Source organism: Saccharothrix mutabilis subsp. mutabilis, from assembly GCF_039521145.1.
GTDB lineage: Bacteria > Actinomycetota > Actinomycetes > Mycobacteriales > Pseudonocardiaceae > Actinosynnema > Actinosynnema mutabilis.
The window spans coordinates 119,857-139,566 of record NZ_BAAABU010000005.1 but is presented as its reverse complement, the minus strand read 5'-3'; the positions used below and the strand labels follow the sequence as shown (position 1 = coordinate 139,566).

Annotated in this window: 18 protein-coding genes; 8 read left to right on the top strand and 10 right to left on the bottom strand. The window is 72.1% G+C overall.

Annotated features, from left to right (window positions below):
• The first annotated feature begins 2 nt into the window (after positions 1-2).
• Entirely contained in the window at positions 3-1,031 is a 1,029-nt protein-coding gene (locus ABD126_RS14670) for a hypothetical protein (protein WP_343934361.1), read from the top strand.
• A gap of 3 nt (positions 1,032-1,034) precedes the next feature.
• On the opposite strand, the gene ABD126_RS14665 is transcribed toward ABD126_RS14670, so the two are convergent.
• Positions 1,035-2,894, bottom strand: a complete 1,860-nt coding sequence (locus ABD126_RS14665; RefSeq protein WP_343934360.1) for a DNA/RNA helicase domain-containing protein — start codon at positions 2,892-2,894, stop codon at positions 1,035-1,037.
• Between the two features lie 33 nt (positions 2,895-2,927).
• Between ABD126_RS14665 and ABD126_RS14660 the strand changes: the two genes are divergently transcribed.
• The 4 genes from ABD126_RS14660 to ABD126_RS14645 are packed head-to-tail and all read left to right on the top strand — an operon-like array spanning position 2,928 to position 6,804.
• Positions 2,928-3,698, top strand: a complete 771-nt coding sequence (locus ABD126_RS14660) for a phosphorothioated DNA-binding restriction endonuclease family protein (protein ID WP_343934359.1) — start codon at positions 2,928-2,930, stop codon at positions 3,696-3,698.
• On the top strand, positions 3,695-4,189 hold the full coding sequence (locus tag ABD126_RS14655; protein ID WP_343934358.1) for an HNH endonuclease: 495 nt from the start codon (positions 3,695-3,697) through the stop codon (positions 4,187-4,189). The genes ABD126_RS14660 and ABD126_RS14655 overlap by 4 nt, the downstream gene beginning before the upstream one ends.
• Positions 4,190-4,198: 9 nt before the next feature.
• The gene (gene recQ, locus ABD126_RS14650) at positions 4,199-6,013 is read left to right on the top strand and encodes a DNA helicase RecQ (protein ID WP_343934357.1); all 1,815 of its coding nucleotides are present in this window, start codon (positions 4,199-4,201) and stop codon (positions 6,011-6,013) included.
• Positions 6,010-6,804 (top strand): pentapeptide repeat-containing protein, encoded by a 795-nt coding sequence (locus ABD126_RS14645; RefSeq protein ID WP_343934356.1) that lies wholly within the window; start codon positions 6,010-6,012, stop codon positions 6,802-6,804. The genes recQ and ABD126_RS14645 overlap by 4 nt, the downstream gene beginning before the upstream one ends.
• Here ABD126_RS14645 and ABD126_RS14640 read toward each other — a convergent pair.
• Positions 6,799-7,377 carry a TetR/AcrR family transcriptional regulator gene (locus ABD126_RS14640; protein WP_343934354.1) on the bottom strand — a complete coding sequence of 193 codons (579 nt, stop codon included), beginning with the start codon at positions 7,375-7,377 and terminating at the stop codon, positions 6,799-6,801. The two genes, ABD126_RS14645 and ABD126_RS14640, sit on opposite strands and share 6 nt — an antisense overlap.
• A 238-nt stretch (positions 7,378-7,615) precedes the next feature.
• Between ABD126_RS14640 and ABD126_RS14635 the strand changes: the two genes are divergently transcribed.
• Entirely contained in the window at positions 7,616-8,047 is a 432-nt protein-coding gene (locus tag ABD126_RS14635; protein ID WP_343934353.1) for a hypothetical protein, read from the top strand.
• Here ABD126_RS14635 and ABD126_RS14630 read toward each other — a convergent pair.
• The 3 genes from ABD126_RS14630 to ABD126_RS14620 form a co-directional block, all read right to left on the bottom strand.
• Entirely contained in the window at positions 8,016-10,010 is a 1,995-nt protein-coding gene (locus tag ABD126_RS14630) for an NACHT domain-containing protein (RefSeq protein ID WP_343934352.1), read from the bottom strand. The genes ABD126_RS14635 and ABD126_RS14630 overlap by 32 nt on opposite strands.
• Before the next feature lie 280 nt (positions 10,011-10,290).
• On the bottom strand, positions 10,291-11,091 hold the full coding sequence (locus ABD126_RS14625; RefSeq protein ID WP_343934351.1) for an alpha/beta fold hydrolase: 801 nt from the start codon (positions 11,089-11,091) through the stop codon (positions 10,291-10,293).
• Between the two features lie 50 nt (positions 11,092-11,141).
• A complete protein-coding gene (locus tag ABD126_RS14620) occupies positions 11,142-11,561 on the bottom strand; it encodes a CoA-binding protein (protein WP_343934350.1) in 420 nt (139 codons plus the stop codon).
• A 109-nt stretch (positions 11,562-11,670) separates the two neighbouring features.
• Between ABD126_RS14620 and ABD126_RS14615 the strand changes: the two genes are divergently transcribed.
• Positions 11,671-12,936 carry a phosphoinositide-specific phospholipase C-related protein gene (locus tag ABD126_RS14615; RefSeq protein WP_343934349.1) on the top strand — a complete coding sequence of 422 codons (1,266 nt, stop codon included), beginning with the start codon at positions 11,671-11,673 and terminating at the stop codon, positions 12,934-12,936.
• Here ABD126_RS14615 and ABD126_RS14610 read toward each other — a convergent pair.
• The 5 genes from ABD126_RS14610 to ABD126_RS14590 form a co-directional block, all read right to left on the bottom strand.
• Positions 12,933-13,778: a S1 family peptidase gene (locus tag ABD126_RS14610; RefSeq protein ID WP_343934348.1), complete on the bottom strand. Its 846-nt coding sequence runs from the start codon at positions 13,776-13,778 to the stop codon at positions 12,933-12,935. The genes ABD126_RS14615 and ABD126_RS14610 overlap by 4 nt on opposite strands.
• 87 nt (positions 13,779-13,865) lie before the next feature.
• A complete protein-coding gene (locus ABD126_RS14605) occupies positions 13,866-15,023 on the bottom strand; it encodes an acyl-CoA dehydrogenase family protein (protein ID WP_343934347.1) in 1,158 nt (385 codons plus the stop codon).
• A 1-nt stretch (position 15,024) separates the two neighbouring features.
• Positions 15,025-16,095, bottom strand: a complete 1,071-nt coding sequence (locus ABD126_RS14600; protein WP_343934346.1) for a CaiB/BaiF CoA transferase family protein — start codon at positions 16,093-16,095, stop codon at positions 15,025-15,027.
• Positions 16,092-17,210: a Glu/Leu/Phe/Val family dehydrogenase gene (locus tag ABD126_RS14595; protein ID WP_343934345.1), complete on the bottom strand. Its 1,119-nt coding sequence runs from the start codon at positions 17,208-17,210 to the stop codon at positions 16,092-16,094. The genes ABD126_RS14600 and ABD126_RS14595 overlap by 4 nt, the downstream gene beginning before the upstream one ends.
• A complete protein-coding gene (locus ABD126_RS14590) occupies positions 17,210-18,709 on the bottom strand; it encodes an aldehyde dehydrogenase family protein (RefSeq protein ID WP_343934344.1) in 1,500 nt (499 codons plus the stop codon). The genes ABD126_RS14595 and ABD126_RS14590 overlap by 1 nt, the downstream gene beginning before the upstream one ends.
• Positions 18,710-18,792: 83 nt before the next feature.
• On the opposite strand from ABD126_RS14590, the gene ABD126_RS14585 reads away from it, so the two are divergent.
• Positions 18,793-19,710, top strand: coding sequence for a LysR family transcriptional regulator (locus ABD126_RS14585; RefSeq protein WP_343934343.1), 918 nt, complete (start codon positions 18,793-18,795; stop codon positions 19,708-19,710).

The window sequence follows — 19,710 nt, the reverse complement described above, 5'->3', positions numbered from 1 at the left end:
CGATGAACCGATTGCTGATCCAGCCCGTGGCGAACACCGAGGCCGAGCGCAACAGGAACAAGACGCTGCACAAGGACGTGCCGTTCAGCGAATCCCCGTTCCGGTCGAAGTTGGCGGACGGCGAACTGGCCGCCTTGGAGCGGCTGCACCCGGACGGCCGGGCCCGGTTCTGGGGCACCCGCCCCTTCCTCGACAAGGCCATGCGGCAGGTGGAACTGGGTGATGTCGCCCTGTTCGCCTGGGACAAGCACATCCGGGCGATCGGCGAGGTCGGCGTGAGCTTCCGCAACCAGGCGTTCGCGGACGAGCTGTGGAAGGAGCCGGGCGACGCGGACAGCTTCGTCAACGTGTACAGCCTGATCACGCTGGACGAAGAGGTCGAGATTCCCTACCAGGATCTCGCGGACGTTTCGGACGGGCGGCTCTCGGGCCCGTTCCAGTCCGGTCGGGTGGTCCGGGACGAGGTCCTCGTTCGCCAAGTCCTGGAAGGCCTCGGCCGACGCGCGGCGGAGGTGGCCGAAGCCGGCGACAAGTACGTGGAGTCGCGGTTGGAACAAGGCCTGGTCGTGGAACTCGAGAACTTCCTCACCTCGGAAGTCACCTACGGCCGCACCGCTCGCGACGTCACCGTCCACCGCGCGGAGTCGCTGCTGATGACCGAGTACGTGAAAGCGCACTCCGACCTCGAGTTCCGGCGACTCAGGTCGGCGGCCGGCATCTCGGACATGTACGTGCTCCGGCCCGAGGGTGCGGAGATCATCGAGGCCAAGGGCGGGTTCACGCGGGAACGCGTGCGCCAGGCGGTGGCCCAGCTCCTGCACTACGCACCCCACCGCCCGAAGGACGTCGAGGTGGTGCGCCTGACGGCGCTGTTCCCCGCCCGTCCCGACAACGACGGCGTGAAGTTCCTGCACGACCTGGGCATCGACTGCGTGTACCGCAGCGTGCCGGGGCGGTTCGAGCGGCTGGAAGCCCCGGCGGCGCGCCGGACGCACATGAAGCCGGTGTGGAACGACAACGTGCCGGAGTAGCGGCTACCCGCGCAGCCGCAGGAGGAAGTCCTGGGTCTCGGCGTCGGTCGAGTACAGCCGGCAGCCCAGCATCGCGCGGCTGGCCAGCACCCAGTAGATGTTCAGCGCCAGCGGCAGGTACTCCTCGGGGGACAGCCCGTTGACCCGGTCGTCCCTGCTCTCCTTCGGCTGCGCCACCCACCGGTCCGCACGCCACACCAGGTCCGGCCCCATGATCACGCCGCCGTAGTCGTACTCGAGGCCCTGGCACGTGTACACGCAGCCCACCTGGTCTTGGCCGCCCGGGTCCGTCGCCCAGTACTTGCGTCCCGGGGCGGTCACATTGCCGTTGGGGTCCCGGTGTTCCACGTGCGCGTTCCACGGGCGGTGCCAGGTCCGGTCCACGCCGTTCCGGTCGGTCCAGCGGAGCACCACGTCGTTCACAAGTGGTTGCTTGGCGCTGACTTCGGTCCAGGGCCAGCAGAAGCCCGCCGCGACGCGCGCCGTGACGCCCTCGCCGCTGTGGTGTCGGATCCACGTGTCCAGGTCGTCCGGGTCGCGGGCGATGTCGAAGTCGAAGGCGCGGTCCGCCCACGCCTCGGGGTACGTGTCCCGGGACAGCAGACGGCCGAGCCAGTTGAGGTAGGACTGGGACCCGCCGCACCGGAACTGGCTCTTCAGCTCCACGTGGCGGAAGTCGGCCCCCAGCCGCAGCGCCTCCTGCCGCAGCTCCTCGACGCGGTAACCCTCGTTCGGCAGGATCACCTGCCGCTCGTCCAACAGGAACACGCTGACCGGCGCGCACGTCATGAGCCGCTCCAGCTGCCAACCGTTGCGCTCGAGCCGTTGCGCCTCGTCCACCACGGGCACGATCGGCGTCGACGGCGGGTGCGAACTCGGGTGGCCGAACATGCCCCGGGCGCCGGCCACGCCCTCGACGTCGCGCCTGAGCTGCGCGACGAGAGTGCCGGACGGGGTGAGGTACCGGGCCTCCGTCTTGACCCGCGACCGCCGGCGCGTGAGATCCACGACCAGGCGGAGCGCGATCACGGACTTGCCGGTGCCGGGACCACCGGACACGACGATCACCCGTTTGCGCTCCGCGGTCAGGTCGGTCGCGGCGTTCCACACCAGGGCTTGCGCCTCCAGTTGCGCACCGATCAACCGGAACTGCGATCGCTGGTCCATCACGGCGCTGATGTCGTTGAGGAGCTTGGCCGATGGCCGCGGCTCGAGCGCGAGGAAGGCGGTGACCTGTTCCTCGGTCGGTGGCACCAGGTCGCCGCACCGCAGCAGGCCCGCGAGGGTGCTCGGATCGGGTTCGGCCAGCTCGCGACGCCCCAGCACCGGCACGTCGCCGCTGCCGACGCTGCCCCGGACCGACTCGCTGAGCAGCGCGGTCGTCCGGTCGTCGGCGTTGTGCAGGACCGCGGCGCCGCGGAACTCCAGCTCCAGCGCCTCGTCCGCGAGCCACTGCTCCAGGTGCCCGACGTATCCCGCCGCCTGCCGGCAGGGGTGGCCGCGGTGCTCGCCGCGGGTCCGGGCGAGGGCCGCGTCGGCGCTCGAGACCTCGTCCCACTGCTTAAGCTCGACCACCACACCGGTCAGACCACCGTCCGGCCGCGCCCCCAGGACCAGCGCGTCGACCCGCTCGGAGGTCCGGGGCAGTTCGTACTCGAACAGCAACGCGAGGTCCCGCAGCCCGGCCCGGACGAGGGCGTCGACCAGCACCGGCCAACTGTTGCGCCAACTCCGCAACTCGGCGTCGCCGGGCGCTTCACCGCGCCGCCTGCGGAAGTCGTCCGCGCACCGGCGGACGAACGCGTCGGGGGCGGACCGCAACAACTCGACCGCCACGCCGACCGTGCCCAGGTACACCTTCATGATCAAGGATTACCAGTCTGGCACCGTGTAGGGGTGCGTTCGAACGATGATGTCGGGCAGTCGCCCGTTCAGGTGGACCGGTCGTGGGGTGATCGGGTTGAGCGGCTGATGGTGTCGTTGGGGTCGCTCAACCGGCACCGGGCGGACGAGCACACGGGGTTTTGTGGTTCGGTCGCGTTGATGTGGGCGTTCGGGCAGCTCGCCGCGGGGCGGGGGCGGTTGTTCGGGTGGCCCGAGTTCCGGGAGGGGGTGGGGGCGGTGTTGTCCGAGTTCGGGACGTCGCGGAACACGCCCCAGTACCCGTTCTGGCACCTCGGGTCGGACGGGGAGTTGTGGGAGCGGCACGGGCTGGTGAAGGAACCCACGTCGGCGGATGTGGAGGCGGTGGCCGGGTTCACCGAGCAGGCTGCCGCGTTGTTGGGTGATCCGGCGGTGCGGGCGCAGGCCGTCGACGTGGTGCGGGCCGCTTACCTCGCCGACCTGGAGGACCAGCCCTCGCTGTTGCGGCGGGTCGGGTTGCCGGTGCCCGTGGCGCCGTCCGCGGTGGACGTGTTGGAGCGGCTGGTCGGGCGGGAGATCACCACGGTGGACGGCAGTGTCAACCGGGTGCTGGAGGTCGACCCGCGGAACGCCCTGGTCGCCACCTCCCGGTCGCCGCAGGGGAAGTTCGTGCCGGTCGCGTGGGTCCAGGAGGGGTTGGACAAGCTGTTCGCGCGGGGGCGGGTGGCGGCGTCCGTCGAGGAGTTGCGGTACCGGAGCGCGTTCGTGGCGGCGGTGTTGGCGCCCTGCCGCGGGCCGTGGTGACCAAGAACCCGGCCGCGGTGTCGCTCGGGTACGCGCCGGACGCCCGGGACCGGCAGTTCGCCGTGCTGGACCGGACGGCGGTGGCGAAGTACCGCGTCGAGCAAGGGGCGTTGCGGCACGTGCTGATCGGCGACGCCGCCGTGGGGACGTGTGCGCTGTGCGGGCGGGAGCTGCCGGTGAACCTGCTGGTCGCCGCGCACATCAAGCAGCGGGCCGAGTGTTCGGACGACGAGCGCAACGACCTGCGGAACGTGGCGATGCTGGCGTGCTCCCTGGGCTGCGACCGGTTGTTCGAGCTGGGCTACGTGACCGTCGGGCCGGACGGGACGGTGCTGGCCACCCCCGCCGAAGGGGCGCTGGCCGAACAACTCGCCATCCTGGCCGGCCGGGTGTCGCACGCGCACCACGCCGCGTCGGCCGGTTACTTCGCGTGGCACCGTGAACACGTGTTCGAGCGGGGCGTCCGGTCTGTTGTCGGTGGGGGTCGTTAGGATCGGTTCGTGGCTTCGCACGAGGTCTTGCGGAGGGTCTTCGGGTACGACTCCTTCCGTGGGGACCAGCAGGAGATTGTCGAGCACGTCATCGCCGGTGGTGACGCGCTGGTCCTCATGCCCACGGGTGGCGGCAAGTCGTTGTGCTACCAGATCCCCTCGCTCGTGCGGGACGGGGTCGGGGTGGTCGTTTCGCCGCTCATCGCGTTGATGCAGGACCAGGTGGACGCCCTGCGCGACCTCGGCGTGAAAGCCGGGTTCCTCAATTCCACCCAGTACCCCGACGAGCGGTCGATGGTGGAGGCCGAATTCCTCGCCGGGGAACTGGACCTGCTCTACCTCGCCCCCGAGCGGCTGCGGGTGGAGCAGACCGTCCGGTTGCTGGAACGGGGTCGGATCGCCCTGTTCGCGATCGACGAGGCGCACTGCGTGTCGCAGTGGGGCCACGACTTCCGGCCCGACTACCTCGCCCTCTCCCACCTGCACGAACGGTGGCCGGACGTGCCGCGCGTCGCCCTCACGGCGACCGCCACCAAGGCCACCCACGCGGAGATCGCCGAACGGCTCAACCTCGGCGGCGCCAAGCACTTCGTGGCCAGTTTCGACCGGCCCAACATCCAGTACCGGATCGTCCCCAAGAACGAGCCGAAGAAGCAGCTGCTCGAACTGATCACCACCGAGCACAAGGGCGACGCGGGAATCGTCTACTGCCTGTCCCGCAATTCCACCGAGAAGATCGCCGAATTCCTCAACGCGAACGGGATCAAAGCGCTCCCGTACCACGCCGGCCTCGACTCGCGGAAAAGAGCCGAGCACCAGTCGCGATTCCTGCGCGAAGACGGCCTGGTGATGGTCGCCACCATCGCGTTCGGCATGGGCATCGACAAACCGGACGTCCGCTTCGTCGCCCACCTCGACCTGCCGAAGTCCGTCGAGGGCTACTACCAGGAGACCGGCCGCGCCGGCCGCGACGGGCTGCCGTCCACCGCCTGGCTCGCCTACGGCCTCCAGGACGTCGTCCAGCAGCGCAAGATGATCGAGGACTCCGACGGCGACCAGGCCCACCGCCGCAAGCTCAACCAGCACCTCGACGCGATGCTCGCGCTGTGCGAGACGGTCGAGTGCCGCCGCGTGCAACTGCTCGACTACTTCGGCCAGAGCGGCGAACCCTGCGGCAACTGCGACACCTGCATCACGCCGCCGGAGACGTGGGACGGCACGATCCCCGCCCAGAAGGTCCTCTCCACCGTCTACCGCCTGCGCAGCGAACGCCGCCAGAAGTTCGGCGCCGGCCAGACGATCGACATCCTGCTCGGCCGCAAGACCGCCAAGGTGATCCAGTTCGACCACGACGCGCTGTCGGTCTTCGGCATCGGCACCGAGCTGAACGAGAGCGGCTGGCGCGGCGTGGTCCGGCAGCTGCTCGCGCAGGGGTTCCTGTCCGTGGAAGGCGAGTACTCCACGCTCGTCCTCACGCCCGCCAGCGAAGAGGTCCTCTACAAGGGCCGCAAGGTGCTGATGCGGCGCGAACCGGAGCGGAAGGCCAAGGCCGCCAAGGCGGAGAAGGCCGCCAAGTCCGCCAAGGCCCCCGCGGTGGAGATGCCGGCCGAGGCCGCGCCGGTGTTCGAGAAGCTGCGGGCGTGGCGCGCGGCCACCGCGAAGGAGCAGGGCGTCCCCGCCTACGTGATCTTCCACGACGCCACGCTGCGCCAGATCGCCACGCTCGCGCCCACCACCCTCGAAGAACTGGGCACGGTCAACGGCGTCGGCGAGAACAAGCTGGCCAAGTACGGGCAGCAGATCCTGGACGAGCTGGCCACATGACGGAGCTGCGCGCCGACTGCGAGCGGTGCTTCGGGTTGTGCTGCGTGGTCCCGGCGTTCGCCAAGTCCGCGGACTTCGCGGTCGACAAGCCCGCCCGCACCCCGTGCCGCAACCTCGGCACCGACTTCCGCTGCGGCATCCACGACAGCCTGCGGCAGCGCGGTTTCCCCGGCTGCACGGTCTACGACTGCTTCGGCGCGGGCCAGCAGGTCGCCCAGGTCACCTTCGAGGGCCGCAGCTGGCGCGACGCGCCCGAGTCCGCCGAGCTGATGTTCGACGTCTTCCCGGTCATGCGGGAGCTGCACGAACTGCTCTGGTACCTCACCCAGGCGATCGCGCTGGACCAGCGGGACCTCCGGCCGCGGCTGGAAGAGGCCCGCCGGGAGGTCGAAGCGCTCACCGCCGAACGGCCGGAAGTGCTGGCACGACTGGACGTCGGCCCCCGCTGGCGCGCCGTCGCCGCACTCCTGGAGCAGGCCAGCGACCAGGCCCGCCGGCACGTCAAGGGCCGCAAGGCCAAGCGGGGCGCGGACCTCATCGGCAAGAAGCTCGCCGGCGCGCACCTGCGGGGCGCGGACCTGCGCGGGGCCTACCTGATCGGCGCGGACCTGCGGGGCGCCGACCTGCGCGAGGCCGACCTCATCGGCGCGGACCTGCGGGGCGCGAACCTCGCCGGCGCGGACCTGACCGGGGCGCTGTTCGTCACCCAGGTCCAGCTCGACGGCGCGCAGGGCGACGCCGCGACGAAGCTGCCGCCCGACGTGACCCGCCCGACGCGCTGGACGTCATAGCCGCGCCAGCGCCCCCTCGACCACGTCCTCCAGCACCCGCCGGTCCCGCACGACCTTCCCCAGCACGCGCAACCCGTAGTACGCGCTGACGAACACCCTGGCCGCCACCGACGGGTCCACGTCCGCCGCCACCTCGCCGTCCCGCTGCCCGCACGCGATCGCCTCCCGCACCGCCGCCTCGAACCGCGAGAACTGCCGCAGCACCTGGTCCGCGACCACGTCGTCGGTGCCGCCCGCGTCCACGGCCGCGTTCACCGCGAGGCACCCGCGCTTGACCGGATCGCCCAGGTCGGTCTCGATCACCGCGACCATCAGGGCGCGCAAGCGTTGCTTCAGCGGGCCCGGCCGCTCCAGGATCTCCGCCTGCGCGCCGAACCCCACCTCGGCGTAGCGCCGCAGCACCCGCTCGTACAAGCCGCGCTTGCTGCCGAAGGCGTTGTACAGGCTGCCGCGGCCCAAACCCGTGCGCACGCACAGGTCCTCCGTCGAAGTGGACTCGTAGCCCTTCGACCAGAACACGTCCATCGCGGCGTCCACCACCGCCGCGTCGTCGAACTCCCGAGGCCTGCCCACGTCACCGGAGCGTAGCCGTTCGTGCACCCAGCGATAACCTGCCAGACCCCCAGATGTCGCACGGATTTGCTGTCCGGGCTGGTGTTTTCGGCCAACCGGGCGGACGCGCGTGCGTCGGAACGGGTGCATCCGGCCAGCCTGGACAGCACGGGGATGCAGCTACGTCGACGGGCGTAGTCCGGGATGCCGCTGTGAGGCGGACGTGGTGACGGGTCCGGGGCGGGCAGATTCCGGTGGCATGAAACCTGTCGCACGCAAGTCGTGGGTGCTGCTGCACGTCGTCACGTCGGTCGGGTGGTTGGGGGTGACGCTGGGGAACCTGGCGCTCGCTTCGGTCGGCGAGCGGGAGTTCTACCGGGCGATGGTGCTGCTGGCCGACTTCGTGGTGCTGCCGCTGGGGTTGGGCGCGCTCGCGACCGGGGTGGTGCTGTCGCTGGGGACGAAGTGGGGGTTGGTGAAGCACCGGTGGGTGCTGGTGAAGTTCGCGCTGACCGTGGTCGCCGTGGTGGCGACGACGTTCTCGCTGCGGTCGGGGGTGCGGGACGCGGCGGACGGCGTGGCCGGCGCGGGGGCGGACGTGCTGGTCGCGTGTTGCGTGTCGTTGACGTTGTACCTGGTCAACACGGCGTTGTCGGTGTTCAAGCCGTGGGGGAGGACCCGGTGGGGGTGAGCGCTTGGCGGCGGCGTTCGACGGTGCCGGCCAGGTCCACCGGGTCGCACTCGGCGAGGTGGTCGCGGACCGCGGTGTGCGGGAAGCGGTTGCCGTCGACGAGCAGGACGCGGTCCCGCGCCGATTGGATGATCGCCTTGCGGCGCAACGGGAACTCGTCCAGCGCGAGCGGTTTGGCCAGCAGTTCCACCACCGGTTCGGGTGGGCGGGCGACGGGGGCGACGGCGAGGCCGATCAGGAGGCCGGTGATCGGGGCGAGGTGCGGGGCGGGCGGCGCGCCGAGGGCGGTGGCGAGGGCGATGGCGGGGAGGCCGGCCAGCGGGAGCCAGCGCAGGGCGCGGGGCGGTGGTCGGTCGAGGGTCCGCCAGACCCTGGCGAGGCCGGTGGAGAGGACCCCGGCGGCCGTGCCGGCGAGCAGGCCCGCGCCCAGGCCGGTCAGGAGGGCGGCGGAGGGGCCGGTCCAGATCATCACGGCCGTGGGGGCGAGCGCGGCGGCGACGGCCCAGTAGCGGTCGCGGGTGATGCCCAGCGTGATCAGGAAGGTCGTGACCAGGACCAGGCCGAACGTGACGAACGTGGGCCACCGGGCCGCCTGGGCGCCCAGCCAACCGCCCACTGTGGACAGTGCCGCTCCGGTGGCCGCTCCCGCCGCGAAACCCGTCGCGGCCCAGCGGAGTCCTCGTCTTCGGTCGTCGGTCGTGACGGCGAACCGGCCTTGCCCCAGCCCGCCGGCCGCCACTGCCGCCACGACGGCCGTCGCCGAGCCGAGGTCGAGGGCGAGCGCGAAGCAGGTGCCGGCCACGAGCCCGGCCAGCGCGCCCGGGCCGGCGCGGCGGAACAGCCGCCACACCGCGGGTTCGCCGACGAAGTCCAGCCAGACGCGGCGGTGGGGGAGGCGGTGGCGGGCGGCGAGGTCGTTGCGGCGGCGGGCGATGCGGGCCAGGAACCGCAGCGCGCGGACGGTGCGCTCGGCCCGGGCGGGGCCGCGGGCGGCGGACTCGACGAGGTAGGTGTCCAGGACGCCCCGGTACTCGGCGCGGCCCGCCCGGTAGGCCAGGGCGAGGAGGTCGAAGGCGAGCGGGGTGCGGACCTCGTCCCACAGGTCGGGGTGCTTGGTGAGGGCTTCGTGGAGGCCGTCGAGGCGGGGTTCGCAGCCGGCGATCAGGTCGAGGACGTCGGTGCGGCGCAGGGGTTCGACGTGGACGACGTCGTAGCGGGGGAGGCTTTCGTAGTCGTCGGTCGAGCAGCAGAGGACGACCTGGGGGAGCTTGAGCGCGGTGATCCAGCGCAGGCAGTCGGCGCGGTGGGCGGCGGGCAGGTCGTCCAGGCCGTCGAACAGGACGGTGAGGCGGCGTTCGCGCAGCCACGTGCGGCCGAGCCGCACCCCGATCCGGTACCGCTGGTGGAGGGTGTGCAGCAGCCACTCGCCGAAGTCCTGTTCGGGCTGCCAGGCGCCGAGTTCGACCACGACGGGGACCGGCGTGCTCGGGTCGGCGCGGGCGCGCTCCAGCAGCCGGTCCGCGAGTTCGAGCATCAGGGTGGTCTTGCCGCACCCGGTCTCGCCGACCACCACCAACGGCGCCCGGATGCGCGCGGACAGCCTGGGGCCGACGCGCGGCACGACGCCGAGCTTGATCCGGACCTGCGCCCCCAACGACCCGTCGACGCTCCGGCGCACGAACCGCTCGACGCGGTCCAGCGCGGCGACGCGGTTGGCCGGGTGCGCGGGCCGGCGCTGGACGAGCCGGGCGCTCAACGGCTCCCACGCGGCGAGGGCGGCGGTGAGCGCGCCGAGGAGCACCAGCGAGGGCCACAGCCAGGTGGCGTACGGCCCGAGGACGCGCGGCGCGGACCCGCCGGTCGCGGCGTTGATGGCGACGGGCAGGAGCACGAGACACGTCACACCGCCCACGCCGATCAACGCGATCGTGCGCGAGGTACGGGCGATCCGCCGGTGGTCCATATACCCCTTCCGCAGGTCGCAACGACCGTAACGGCGTTTGCGGTCCGGTGGTAGGCCGGTTCCGGACGTGTGGGGTGCGGGTGGGGCGGTTGTTGCGGGTGTGACAAGGGTGCGGGGGTGCGGTTGGCAGTTGCGGACAGGGGTGGGTGCGGGCACGCACTCGGCCGCGACGCGAGCGCGGGCAGGGCGGGGCGCGTGGTCGGCCGGCGGCGGGCGTGGGCAGAGCGGGGCGCCTGGTCGCCGGCGGCGGGCGTGGGGTGAAGTGCGTCCTGACCTTGTTTCAGCTGGTCAGGAAGGTGGTCAGGAGGTGGTTGACCTTCGCCGGTTGTTCCAGGAAGCCGAAGTGGCCGGCGTCCCGCACCTCGGCGTACCGGGCGTCCGGGATGGCCTCGGCCACCTCCTTCGCCAAGTGCGGCGGTAGGACGCGGTCGTCCGCGAAGCCGACCACCAGGCACGGCACCCGCACGTCGCGCAGCGCGTCCAAGCGGCTGTCGAACTCGTCCAGGTCCATCTGCGCCCGCACGCCCGCGCCGACCGCCGAGCCGGTGAACTCGAAGACGTCCAGCCAGTCGCGGACGGCCACCGGGTCGCGCAGGGTCGCCGGGGACAGGTTCAGGATCGCCGTCATCGCCGCGTGGTAGCGGCCCGGCAGGACCACGCGTTCGTCGTGCAGCGCCCGTTCGCCCTGGGACAGGGCCAACTGGAGCGGGTCGTTGCGGGCGGCGGTGGCCAGGAGGACTGCCTTGGTCACCAGGTCCGGGCGGGCGAGGGCCAGTTCCTGGGCCACCCGTGCGCCCATCGACGTCCCCACCACGTGCGCCGGGCCGCCCAGGTGTTCGATCAGGGCCGCGGTGTCGTTCACCAGGTCCTCGATCTTCATGCCGGACGCGCACTCGTCCGTCGGCGGGATGCCCCGGTTGTCGAACGTCGCCACCCGGAAGCCCGCCGCGACCAGGGCGGGCACCTGGTGCGGGTGCCACACGCGACCCGGGCTGCCGGTGCCCATGATCAGGACCACCAGGTGTCCCGCGCCCTGGACGTCGTAGTTGAGGGTGATCCCGTTGAGCTCGGCTACCGGCATGACGCGAGGTTAGCGGCCGGCCGGGTGTCCGCGAGCGCCGCGGGTGCGGGTCAGCGCGGGCCGTTGGCCGCCCATTCGATCGCCGGGCAGCGGTCCATCACCATGTCGAGGCCGGCGGTGGTGGTGCGGTCGTACGCCTGCTCGTCGATCACGTCGAGTTGGAACCACACCGCCTTGGCGCCGATCGCCACCGCGGAGTCCGCGAACTCGCCCGCCGCCTCCGACCGCCGGAACACGTCCACGCAGTCGACCGGGAAGGGGATGTCCGCCAGCTTCGCGTAACCCTCCTCGCCCAGCACGGTCTCGGCGTCCGGGTGCACCGGCACGATGCGCTTGCCGTGCTGCTGAAGGAACCGGGCCACGCCGTACGCCGCGCGCTGCGGGTGGTTGGCCAGCCCCACGATCGCCCACGTCTCGCACCCGGCCAGGATGCGTCGGATCTTGTCGGTGTCGCCCCACGGTTCGGTCATGGGTCCAGGGTAGGACGAGATCACGTGAAACTCTTTCGCGTTGGGGCGAGGATGGGTGATCCTGTCGGGTGACCGCCGCATCCCTCGCCCGACCCCGGGAGGACGCTCGATGCGAGCCACCCCTGCACTCCTCGCCATCGCCCTGCTGCTCACCCCCGCCGCTCCGGCCGCCGCCACCGGCGCCGAAACGATGGTCTACCTGCAAAGCGTCACGACCGGGCTCAACGCCGCCGTCGCCGGGACCTCGGTCGTCCAACACCGGCCCAAAGGCGACGAAGACCACCAGCAGTGGACGCTGAGCGGTCGAACACTCAAGGAAGGCGGGCTCTGCCTGGGCCGCAGCGGTGACCAGGCGGTCATGCTGGCCTGCGACAGCCCCGACGCCCAGTGGGACGTCCTGCCGGACGCCGACCGCCACCGCCTCCGCGTCCCCGGCGTCGACCGCTACCTCGTGTCCGCCGGCGACCAGGTCAAGGTCGGCGCCGGCGACACGCTCTGGTACCTCACCCCGGTCCACCCCACCCGCACCCCCGTCCCCCAGGACGGCACCCGCCGGCTCGACCAGGTCACCTTCCTCACCGCCCACAACGCCTACGCCAACGGCGTCGACGGCGGTTTCGCGCCACCCTTCGTCAACCTCGCGCCCAACCAGCAACGCGGCATCGCCCAGCAACTCGCCGACGGCGTGCGCGGCTTCCAGCTCGACATCCACCAGACCCCGGACGGCGCGATCCTGTGCCACAACAGCTGCACGTGGGTCGGCCGCCCGGTCGCCCTCTGGGTGGACGTGCAGAAGGTCGTGGACTTCCTGCGCGCCAACCCCGGCGAGTTCGTCACGATCTTCCTGGAGGACTACGTCTCCGCGCAGGTCCTCAACAACGAGCTGTCCCGCGTCAACGGCCTCGCCGACGTCCTGTTCCGCCCCGACCAGGCGGGCGTCCGCACCACCGGCTGGCCCACCCTGAACACCCTGCGCGCCACCGGGAAGCGCCTGCTGATCTTCACCGACCACACCCGCGCCAACGACACCCCGCAACGCGACAGCTTCGGTGTCATGTACCAGTCCGAATGGACCGTGGAGAACCACTGGTCCATGGGCTCGGGCCTGGGCACGTCCGACTGGTCCTGCTACAGCCGCTGGAGCACGCCGCTCACCCGCACCGAACCGGGCTTCACCCCGCTGTTCGTCATGAACCACTTCCGCGACGTGCCGTTCACCGGCACCGCCACCACCGACAACGGCAAGCTCGCCGACCGCGCCCGCCGCTTCTGCGAACCCGCCGCCCGCAAGACCCCGAACTACCTGGCCGTCGACCACTACCACCTCGGCAACCCGATGGCGGCCGTGCAAACCCTGTCCCGGGAACGGTTCTAGGGCCGCGGCAACGAGCAGTCCGGCGCGTTCAGGTCCAGCACGCTGCCGGGCTTGAGGCACGCCACGAACTGGTGGGTCTGCTGCGCGTACCCGGTGCGGTGGTGAACCGTCACCGCACCGGACGCGTCCACCTCGCAAGGGTTGTTGAACGTGCAGCGCTCGCCGCTCTCGTTCATCGTGTTGTTCACCGCGACCACGCGACCGGCTCCATCGAGGACCGGCGACCCCGAACTGCCCGGGGCCGTCTCGCACTCACGCGTGTACCGGACGCTGTCGTGCCAGGTCCACCTGTCCTCGCGCAACTGGTGCACGAACCCGTCCAACCGGCACGAGTAGACCTTCTTCCAGTACCCCGAGACCACGTCGATCGCGATCCCGGCGGCGGGCCGCTCCGAGGACAGCTCCAGGGCGCGCGACCCGGCGGCCTCCACGTCGGCGTAGGTCACGTCCAGCCGGTACAGGGCCGCGTCGGTGCGGGTCATCGTCGCGTAGAGCAGGCGGTCGGCGTGCACCAGCCGCCCGGCCGCGGTGCCGTCGAGCAGCGTGAACGTGCGGGACGACTGCCGGTCCACCAGGACCTCGCCGTCCGGCATCATCCGCACGCAGTGCCCGTTGGTCAGCACCAGCGCGGGGTCGGCCGGCTGCGCGGCCGGTGTCCGCACCACCGCGCCCGAGCAGTTGCTCAACGCCACCGTGCCGCGGAGGTCCGCCGCCACCGCCGACGCCGGCACCGCTCGCACCGACGCCGGCACCGCTTGCGCCGCCGCCGGCACCGCCCGCGCGGGCTCGGCGGTCGCGAGCAGCATGAACACGGCGACCGCCACCGATGCGCGCTTGGCCACGGATCCTCCTGTGAGCGGGGTTCCGGGGCATGTAACCACCGACCCGGCGGCGGCGTCCGCTCCGACACCACCGCCGGGCGACGAAGTTCACCGGTACGCGGGAATCCCGGTCAGGGCGTGACCGAGCGCGAGCGCGTGGATCTCGGACGTGCCCTCGTAGGTCAGCACCGACTCCAGGTTGTTCGCGTGCCGCAGCGGCGAGTACTCCAGCGAGATGCCGTTCGCCCCGAAGATCGTGCGCGCCTCGCGGGCCACGGCGATCGCCGACTCGACGTTGTTCAGCTTGCCCGCGCTGATCTGCTCGGGTCGCAGCACGCCCCGCTCCTTCAGCCCCGCCAGGTGCAGGGCGAGCAGCATGCCGTTGCCCACGGCGAGCGACATCGACGCCAGTTTCCGCTGGGTGAGCTGGAAAGCGGCGATCGGCTTGTCGAACTGCACCCGCGTCCCGGCGTAGTCGCGCGCCACGCGGAAGCTGTCCAGCGCCGCCCCGACCGCGCCGAACACGATGCCGAACCGCGCTTCGTTCAGGCACGACAGGGGAGCGCCGAGGCTCGTGGCGAGCGGCAGGCGAGCGCTCTCCGGCAGCCGCACGTCCTCCAGCACCAGTTCCGACGTCACGGACGCGCGCATGGACAGCTTGCCCTTGATGTCCCGCGTGCTGAACCCGGGCGTGCCGCGCGGCACGAGGAACCCGCGCACGCCGTCGTCCGTGTTCGCCCACACCGTCGCCACGTCGGCCCAGCCGCCGTTGGTGATCCACATCTTGGTGCCGTTGAGCACCCAGTCGCCGCCCTGCCGCACGGCCCGCGTGCGCATGCCGGACGGGTTGCTACCGAAGTCCGGCTCGGTCAGGCCGAAGCACCCGATCGCCTCGCCGGACGCCAGGCGCGGCAACCACTCCCGCTTCTGCTCCTCCGACCCGTACTTCCAGATCGAGAACATCGACAGCGAGCCCTGCACCGACACGAAGCTGCGGATGCCGCTGTCCACGGCCTCCAGCTCCAGGCACGCCAACCCGTAGGCGGTGGCCGACGCGCCCGCGCAGCCGTACCCGGTCAGGTGCATGCCGAGCACGCCGAGCCGGCCCAGCTCGCCGGCGATCTCCCGGGGCAGGGCGCCTGCCTCGAACCACTCGGCGACGTGCGGCCGGACGCGGTCGGCGAGGTAGCGCTCCACAGTGGACTGGATGTCCCGGTCCTCGGCGCGCAGCAGGGAGGGGATGTCCAGCAGGGTCAACGGGTCCACGTCACTCCAGGTCGGGCGGCGGCAACCGGTAGGTCGCCGGGGTCTCGGACAGGCGGATGGGGTTGGCGAGGAGGTTCAGGCCGCCGACGTCCACGGTGGGGCGCAGGCCCAGCGACTCGGCCAGCTCGACCGCGCCGGCGAGGTCGTTGACCGGCCCGCACGGCACGCCCAGCGGCGTGAGCAGGGCGAACCAGTCGTCGGCCGGGCGGGTGCGCAGCCGCGCGGACAGCAGGTCCGCCAGCGCGTCCACGTTCGCGACGCGGTCGGAGTTGGTGGCGAACCTCGGGTCGGGAGCGAGGTCGAGGGCGTCCCGCAGCCGCTCGAACTGCCGGTCGTTGCCCACGGCCAGCACCATCGGCCTGTCGGCGGTGGGGAACACCTCGTAGGGCGCGATGGACGGGTGCCGGTTGCCCATGAGCCCCGGCACGACCCCGGCCAGCGTGTACGCCGCCGACTGGTTCACCATGCTGGACAGCAACACCGACAACAGGTCCACCTCGACCAGTTGCCCCTGACCGGTGCGGTCGCGGTGGCGCAGCGCGGCCAGGACGCCCACGGCGGCGTGCATGCCGGTCAGCACGTCCACCAGCGCCACGCCGACCTTGGTCGGTTCGGTCGTGCCGGTGACGCTCATCAACCCGCCGACCGCCTGCACCAGCAGGTCGTACCCCGGCAGGGCAGCGCCTTCGCCCGCGCCGAACCCGGTCACCGAGCAGTAGACCAGTCGCGGGTGCTCCGCCCGCAGGGTCGGGTAGTCGAGCCCGAAGCGCCGCATGGTGCCGGGCCGGAAGTTCTCCACGACCACGTCCGCGCCCAGCGCCAGCTCCCGGGCCTCCGCCAGGCCCTCGGGCGTGGCCAGGTCGAGCGTGCGCGAGACCTTGTTCCGGTTCACCGACAGGAAGTACGTGGCCTGGCCGTGCGCGTACGGCGGCCCCCACGCCCGCGTCTCGTCGCCGCGCGGGTGCTCGACCTTGATCACCTCGGCGCCCAGGTCGGCCAGGACCATCGTCGCGTAGGGCGCGGCGAGCACGCGGCCGAAGTCGGCGATGACGATCCCGTCGAGCGCGCTCACGCGACCCGGCCCTTCAGCCGCATCGCCGCCAGCACCCGTTCCTGGGCGACGGCCCGCGCGGTCTCGTGCGGGGTGACACCGCGAGAAGCGCTTTCCGCCACCACGAACGCCGCGTTGGCCCGCAACTTCCGCGACACCGCGTCCATCACCACCGCCGGGTCCACGGGGAACGGCGAGTACCGCGCGTCCATGCCGTAAGCCGCCGCCACCACACCGCCCGCGTTGGCGATGAAGTCCGGCACGACGGTGATCCCGCGCGCCGCCAGCACCTCTTGCGCCCGCGCGGACGTGGGCAGGTTCGCGCCCTCCACGACCAGGGACGCGGTCACCCGACCCGCCAGCGAGGCGTCCAGCACGTCCTGGGTGGCCGCCGGCACCAGGACGTCGCACGGCGCGACGAGTTCGGACCCCAACGGCCGCACCGGCCCGTACTCGGCGACGGCGTCGTCACCCAGCTCGTCCCGCAGCGCCAACAGCTTCGGCACGTCCACCCCGTCCGGGTCCAGCACCGCCCCGCGCACCGACGACACCGCCACCACGACGGCGCCCAGCTCCGCGAACCGCCGCACCGCCGCCGCGCCGACCGCGCCGAACCCCTGCACCGCGACCCGCTTGCCGCGCAACCCGACCAGCTCGTCCGCCACCTCCGCGACGCCGAACCCGGTGACCCCCAGCTCGTCGTAGGGCAGCCCGCCCAACGCGGCCGGCGCGCCCATCATCGCGCCCCGGTCGCCCAGCTCGTCCTGCACGACCGCCGCGTCCCGCTCGGTGAGGCCCACGTCCAGCCCCAGCACGTACTCGCGCGGCACCTCGTTGGACAGCGCCCGCGCGAACGCCCGCAGCGCCCGCTCCTTGTCCGGCGACGCCGGGTCGAACGCGATACCGGCCTTGGCCCCGCCGAAGAACAGGTCGACCCCGGCCCACTTCCACGTCATGACCCGCGCCAGCCGCGCCACCTCCGCCGCGGTCACGGTCGGCGCCATGCGCGTGCCGCCCTTGCCCATGCCGCGCGCGGTGTTGTCGATGACCAGCACGCCCTTCATGCCGGTGCGCCGGTCGGACACGGCGACGACCTTCTCCGGCCCCCACTCGTCCACCAGGTCCAGGACGTCCATCAGCCGTCCAGCCGGAAGCCCAGGTCGGCCTCGACCGACAGGGTGTCCATCTGCGCCTTCTGCAACGCGCCGGAGTAGTCCCAGTTCATCGACTGCCAGCGGGTGAACTGGTCGAGCACCCACACCCCGGACTGGCGGGACCCGTTGCCGGACTTGCCGTTCCCGCCGAACGGCAGGTGCGCCTCCGCGCCCGAGGTGGAGTTGTTGACGCTCACCATGCCCGCGCCGATCCCGCCGCGGAACGCGAACACCTTGTTCGGGTCGGTGGTGTAGATGGCGCTGGACAGGCCGTAGCCGGGCAGGTTGGCCAGCTCGACGGCCTCGTCCAGCGTCCGGTACGACGTCACGCCGACGATCGGGCCGAACGTCTCGTTGCGGAACAGCTCGTCGTCCGGGCGCACGCCGGACACGATCACCGGGTGGTAGAACAGGCCCGCGTCCGGGTCGCCGAGGAACCCCGCGCGGGGGTTGTCGGCGGTGATCCGGCCGACGCCGGTGGAGCCGTGGGTGGTGTGGTGGTCGCGGACCCAGCCCAGGTACTTCTCGTAGTTCGCGGCGAACTTGCCGTCCAGCATCGGCCCGTACAGCACGTCGCCGAACGGGTCGCCCACCACGGCCGCCTCGGTCGCCGCCGCGAACCGGCGCAGGAACTCGTCGTGCACCGACTCGTGCACGATGGCCGTGCCCAGCGACGTGCAGCGCTGCCCGCCGGTGCCGAAGCCGGAGAACAACGCGCCCTGCACGGCGAGGTCGAGGTCGGCGTCCTCGGTGACCACCATCGGGTTCTTGCCGCCCAGCTCCAGGCACGGCGACTGGAGGTGCCGCCCGCACAGCTCGCCGATCAGCGCGCCCACCTCGGACGACCCGGTGAAGCCCACCTTGTCCACCAACCGCTCCTGAAGAGCGCTTTCCAGGCCGCGGAACGTCTCCGAGCCCTCGGCGAACACGACGTTCAGGACGCCCTCGGGCAGGCCGGACGCGGCGAAGATGTCGTAGAACGCCTGCGCGGACGCGGCGGAGTACTCGGCGGGCTTCCACACCACGGTGTTGCCGCACAACAGGGCGGGCACGATGTACCAGGACGGCACGGCCACGGGGAAGTTGCCCGCCGTGATGAACGCCGTCACGCCGACCGGGTTGCGGAAGGTGAACAGCTGCTTGTCCGGCATCTCCGACGGCACGGTCTGCCCGTAGAGCCGGCGGCCCTCGCCGACGAAGAACGCGCACGTGTCGGCGATCTCCTGCACCTCGCCGCGCGCCTCGGCCAGCGGCTTGCCGATCTCGCGGGTGACCAGGCGGGCCAGCGCCTCGGCGTTGGCCTCGACCAGCTTGCCGATGTTCGCGACCACCTGCCCCCGCACCGGGGCGGGCACCCGGGCCCAGTCGCGCTGGGCGCGCTTCGCGCGGCGCGCGGCGGCGGTGAACTCGTGCGCGCCGACCAGCTCGACGGTGGTGACGACGTCGCTGAGGTCGGCGGGGTTGGTGGACGCGTAGGTCATGGTGCCCAAGCCTGGTCCGCGGCGCGGCCCCCTGCCAACTCCTCCAGCGTGAAACCTCACGGCCGCGAGCATAAGCTGGGCTGGTGCTGAACCCGGTCCACCTGCGCACGCTGGTCGAGGTCGTGCGGACCGGCTCGTTCGCCGAGGCCGCGCGGGCGCTGGGGTACACGGCGTCGGCGGTGTCGCAGCAGGTGTCGGCGTTCGAGCGGGCGGTCGGGGTGACCCTGTTCGAGCGCGCGGCGCACAGCATCCGGCCGGCGTCGGCGGCGCTGTTCATCGCCGAGCGCGGCGCGGAGCTGCTCGCGGCGCTGGACGGGTTCGAGCGGGAGATCGCGGGCATGGTCAAGGGCCTGCGGGGACGGCTGCGCCTGGGCACGTTCCCGACGGCGTCGGCCCGGGTCGTGCCGCACGCGGTGGCGCGGCTGACCGCCGAGCGCCCGGACGCGGAGATCCTGCTCGACGAGGCCGAGCCCGACGACGTGCTGCCGCTGGTGCTGGCCGGGTCGCTGGACCTGGCCCTGGTCTACGCCTACGACCTGGTGCCCCGGACCTGGCCGGACGAGCTGACCGTGCTGCCGCTGCTGACCGAGTCGCTGCTGGTGGTGCTGCCCGACGGGCACCCGGCGGCGCGCGCGTCGGTGCGGATCGAGGAGCTGCGGGACGAGCGGTGGGTGTCCAGCCGGGACGGGACGGCGGGCTCGACGTGCGCCGTGCGGCTGTGCGCGGCGCACGGGTTCACGCCCCGGATCACCTTCCGCAGCAACGACTACGGCGTGGTGCAGGGCCTGGTGCGGGCCGGGGTGGGCGTGGCCCTGGTGCCCGCCCTGGGGTACGAGGCGCTGCCGGGGACGGTCGGGCGGCTCGTGCGCGGGAAACCGTTGCGGCGGCACGTGTTCGCCGTCCACCGCACGGCCAACGCGAACCCGTTGCTGCGGGACGCGTTGACCGCGTTGGAGGCGGCGTGCGACCTGGTGGCCGACGAGCACCTGGCGCGGGCGTAG